Consider the following 3605-nt stretch of genomic DNA (forward strand, 5'->3'; position numbering starts at 1 on the left):
CGCAGTTTTTCTATCTGAGCCCGCAGATGTTCTATTTCCCGTTCATCTTCTTCGATCTTTTCTTCGGCACGTGCCAGCGCAGAACGCAGGAAGGCCTCCGTCTCTTCAACCAGACTCAGTTGTTGGTCTTTCTGACGGAGGGCTTCAGCCTGCTCAGAGAGCAACCTTTCCAGCTCTGCGATGCGAATGAGGTATTTCTGACTCATGACCGTTTTTATAATGCGGTCAGGAGTTTTTTACAACATTGTCAGTGAGTTAAGGCGGGATGTTTTTGGCTGACGCCAGTCCAGCTTATCGAGGAGCATTACCAGTTGCGAACGGGTAATGGATACTTTGCCGTCACGTACCGCAGGCCAGATAAACTGGCCTTCCTCCAGGCGTTTGGTGAACAGGCACAGACCATCAGCATCAGCCCAAAGAATTTTAACGGTGTCACCCCGTCGGCCACGGAAGATAAACAGGTGGCCGGAGAAGGGATTATCATTCAGCACATGTTGTACCTGTTCTCCCAGTCCGTTGAAGGATTTACGCATATCGGTAACGCCGGCAACGAGCCAGATACGGGTACCTGATGGGAGTGAAATCATCTTCCCCTCCCGCTCAGTTCGCGGATCAACACCGTGAGCAGCTCTGGCGATGGATTTTCCAGCGTCATGTTACCGTGACGGAACTCCACCTTGCAGAAACTGGCACTGACTCTGGTCTGAGTGGAAGTGGATAAAGACGGCGCAATGGCCGCCACAGGTTTTTTCTGCTCATCCGGCGTTATTTCTACAGGTAATAATTCAACGCCAGTGTCAGAAGAGGTCGTTACCGGAAGACGCCGCGAAACACGCCCTTCGTTCTGCCAGAGCCTGAGCCATTTGAAAATAACATTATCATTGACGCCATTTTCACGTGCAATCTGTGCAACACAAGCTCCAGGTTGTGATGCCAGTTCCACCATACGAAGTTTGAATTCATTCGAATAGTTTTTACGAGGTTCTTTTCGCCAGTCCTGTAATTCCATACTTAGATGTCCGTCTATATCAGATGGGCGTCTAAGTTATCAATTTTCGTCTGATGGCTACATACGGCGGTCAGTTTACGCTTACATTGCCGAAGCCGGATTTACCGCCACTGCAAGGGCATGTGAGGCACATCCGCTGCTCCTCGCACTGGAAGACACCACCACCATTAACTTCAGCCACAGTACGGAATTTGATGACCATGGGAATACCACCACTAACCCGAAGACGCGCGGGCTGCTGGCTAATAGAGGAATACCACAAGGCGTGGAAAAGTGGTGGTACATGTGTGGAATCGCTGCGAATGCAGACCCGGGATAACCTTGAGCGCATGGTGGTTATCAAGGCGTTTATCGCGGTACGGGTGCTGGGCCTGCGGCAGGGAGGCGTCAGTGAAGAAACACAAAATGACAGCTATGAGAAAATACTGACGCCGACAGAGTGGAAACTGCTGTGGGTTAAGCTGGAAGGAAAGCCGCTTCCGGCGCAGGCACCGACCCTGAAATGGGCCTGTCTGAAACTGGCTAAACTGGGGCGATGGCATGACAGCAAACGCACAGGCCGCCCCGGTTGGGTAGTTATGTGGGATGGCTGGTTCAGACTTCAGGATATGGTTGAGGGTTACCTGGTGATGAAGTCTCTTGATCAGGAGATCTGATCAAGAGACAGGGCTATGTCGGAGGATATTTATTGCAATTTTCACCACGCTTTTTTCATGCTTATTTCACTGAATATAAAGTATTTTTTCAAATTCTTTCATAGTGAAATCACCATGAATTTTTTTTCAAAGTCTGGCGACCGGTAGTTCGTTCCAGCGGGTAGTGTATGCCGGTGACAACATCTCACGCTTCATCTGCCACTCTGTTGCCCTGACGGCTGCCGGACGTGGCGTTGTATCGCCGGAGAATCTCGCGTTCACCCGCTGGCTGACGCACCTGCAGAACGGTGTGCTACTGGATGAATAAAACTGCATGAACTCTGGTTACAGAGCGGTACTGGACAGCGTCGCTGGGAAGGATTACCGGATGATGTCGGGGAAACCATCACCGTGCATTTCACCGTCAAAAGAGGTGACTGGTGTGACTTCTGGAGTAACGAGGATGTTTCAGTGTGGTGGAACCGTCTGTGTGACAATGTGCTGCCAGAAAAAACCATGCCGTTTGAATTGCTGACGGTTCTGCCCGCCCGCCAGGATGTTGACGTGAACGGCTTTAACGGTGGTGTTCTGAAAGATGTTCCCCTCTGCATATAACTGGTATACGGAACAGTATGGCGTGAAGTGACCTGTGGGGCGAACTGGAATGGCCACATCTGACCGATAATGACGAGTTGCCGGAAGTCACCGGACCTGCGTGGATAGTCGACAATGTGGCGCATTATGGCGGATGAAGTATGACGGAGACGGGCGGGCAACCGCCCGTTTCTTTTCCGACAAAGGATGTCGCCGTGCTCCTCTTTTTACTGCGCCGGCTGACGCGGCGCGGCATAAACGCTGCCTGTGGTCAGTGTCCCGCGTCCGGCGGGCACGGGACGGGCACTTTTACCACTCCTGGCTGGCATCGGTGACAGTGTACGCCAGCCTGTCGCCCTTTTCTGATGAACGCCCTTCAAGCCGCTTTCGCGAATGAAAGGGACATCTCATTCGGTCTTTACGCTGGGTGGTTACTTTGGAAGACTGCGTCAACACGATGATAAGCGTACAAAGCCATTGTTAAGGGATCTTCTATGACTGTTGTTACTGTCGGTATTGATTTAGCTAAAAATGTGTTCGCTGTGCATGGTGTTAATGCTGCAGGAAAAGCTGTTTTAGTTAAGCCTCTTGTGCGTCGGGCTAAATTGCTTGAATTGATTGCAACACTTCCAGCATGCCTGATTGGAATTGAGGCATGTACAGGTGCACATTACTGGGCAAGAGAGTTCCAGAAAATGGGGCATACAGTTCGAATTATGGCACCGCAACTGGTTTCTCCATACCGTATGAGTGGCCGTCATGGGAAAAATGATGCAGCAGATGCCGCTGCCATTTGTGAAGCTGTTGCCCGTCCTAATATGCGGTTTGTTCCCATAAAATCAGTTGAGCAGCAAGGGCAATTATTTGTACATAGAGCTCATCAGGGATATGTCAGCGAGAGAACGGCATTGATTAATCGCATCCGGGGATTACTCAGTGAGTTAGGTATTGTTCTCCCACAGGCGTTTAAAGCTTTTTTATCCGGGGTGGCTCAGGTCCTTGAGGATTTGCCCGGTTACTGTAATCAGGTTATTGGTGATCTTCTTAATGAGCTTTATCACATAGAAGAAAAGATTAAAAACAGTGAAAAACTCATTCAGCAACTTGCCAGAGATAACTCAGCAGCACAACTACTAATGCAATTCAGGGGGATAGGCCCGATGACTGCTACAGCAATCGTTGCCAGCATAGGTAATGGTCATGATTTCAAGAACGGGCGTCAGTTTAGTGCCTGGCTGGGGTTAACACCAAGACAACAAAGCTCCGGGGGTAAAGCACGGTTGGGGAGAATTGACCTGCTCCCCGTTGATTAATACACCGCGATGTTAGTAATGTCTTCATAAACCACATGAGGACACTCCCATGAA

At 50.2% G+C, this 3605-nt stretch carries 3 protein-coding genes and 5 pseudogenes; 4 read left to right on the plus strand and 4 right to left on the minus strand.

Annotated features, from left to right (window positions below; all coding sequences use genetic code 11):
* The 3 genes and pseudogenes from BEB42_RS25670 to tnpA all read right to left on the minus strand — a co-directional run.
* Positions 1-206 (minus strand): annotated as a pseudogene (locus tag BEB42_RS25670) (IS66 family transposase); the annotation flags it as partial.
* Between the two features lie 30 nt (positions 207-236).
* On the minus strand, positions 237-587 hold the full coding sequence (gene tnpB, locus BEB42_RS25675) for an IS66 family insertion sequence element accessory protein TnpB (protein WP_000624723.1): 351 nt from the start codon (positions 585-587) through the stop codon (positions 237-239).
* Positions 584-1009: an IS66-like element accessory protein TnpA gene (gene tnpA / locus BEB42_RS25680; protein ID WP_000422748.1), complete on the minus strand. Its 426-nt coding sequence runs from the start codon at positions 1007-1009 to the stop codon at positions 584-586. Before tnpA ends, tnpB begins: the two co-directional genes overlap by 4 nt.
* Positions 1010-1094: 85 nt before the next feature.
* On the opposite strand from tnpA, the pseudogene BEB42_RS25685 reads away from it, so the two are divergent.
* Positions 1095-1665: pseudogene (locus BEB42_RS25685) on the plus strand (IS4 family transposase); the annotation flags it as partial.
* A 126-nt stretch (positions 1666-1791) separates the two neighbouring features.
* On the opposite strand, the pseudogene BEB42_RS26945 reads toward BEB42_RS25685, so the two are convergent.
* Positions 1792-1875: pseudogene (locus tag BEB42_RS26945) on the minus strand (DUF4113 domain-containing protein); the annotation flags it as partial.
* A 1-nt stretch (position 1876) separates the two neighbouring features.
* Here BEB42_RS26945 and BEB42_RS26950 point away from each other — a divergent pair.
* From BEB42_RS26950 to BEB42_RS25710, 3 genes and pseudogenes are all read left to right on the plus strand, one after another.
* Positions 1877-2396 (plus strand): annotated as a pseudogene (locus tag BEB42_RS26950) (DUF1281 domain-containing protein); the annotation flags it as partial.
* Positions 2393-2635 (plus strand): hypothetical protein, encoded by a 243-nt coding sequence (locus tag BEB42_RS25705; RefSeq protein WP_032318208.1) that lies wholly within the window; start codon positions 2393-2395, stop codon positions 2633-2635. The pseudogene BEB42_RS26950 and the gene BEB42_RS25705, both read left to right, overlap by 4 nt.
* A gap of 97 nt (positions 2636-2732) precedes the next feature.
* Positions 2733-3530: pseudogene (locus BEB42_RS25710) on the plus strand (IS110-like element ISShdy1 family transposase); the annotation flags it as partial.
* Positions 3531-3605 lie beyond the last annotated feature (75 nt).

Origin of the sequence: Escherichia sp. MOD1-EC5990 (assembly GCF_002965285.1) — a bacterium.
GTDB classification, from domain to species: Bacteria; Pseudomonadota; Gammaproteobacteria; order Enterobacterales; family Enterobacteriaceae; genus Escherichia; species Escherichia coli_F.

Coding starts and splice junctions, on each gene's coding strand:
- tnpB (WP_000624723.1), bottom strand. CDS start 587: ATGATTTCACTCCCATCAGGTACCCGTATCTGGCTCGTTGCCGGCGTT.
- tnpA (WP_000422748.1), bottom strand. CDS start 1,009: ATGGAATTACAGGACTGGCGAAAAGAACCTCGTAAAAACTATTCGAAT.
- BEB42_RS25705 (WP_032318208.1), top strand. CDS start 2,393: ATGAAGTATGACGGAGACGGGCGGGCAACCGCCCGTTTCTTTTCCGAC.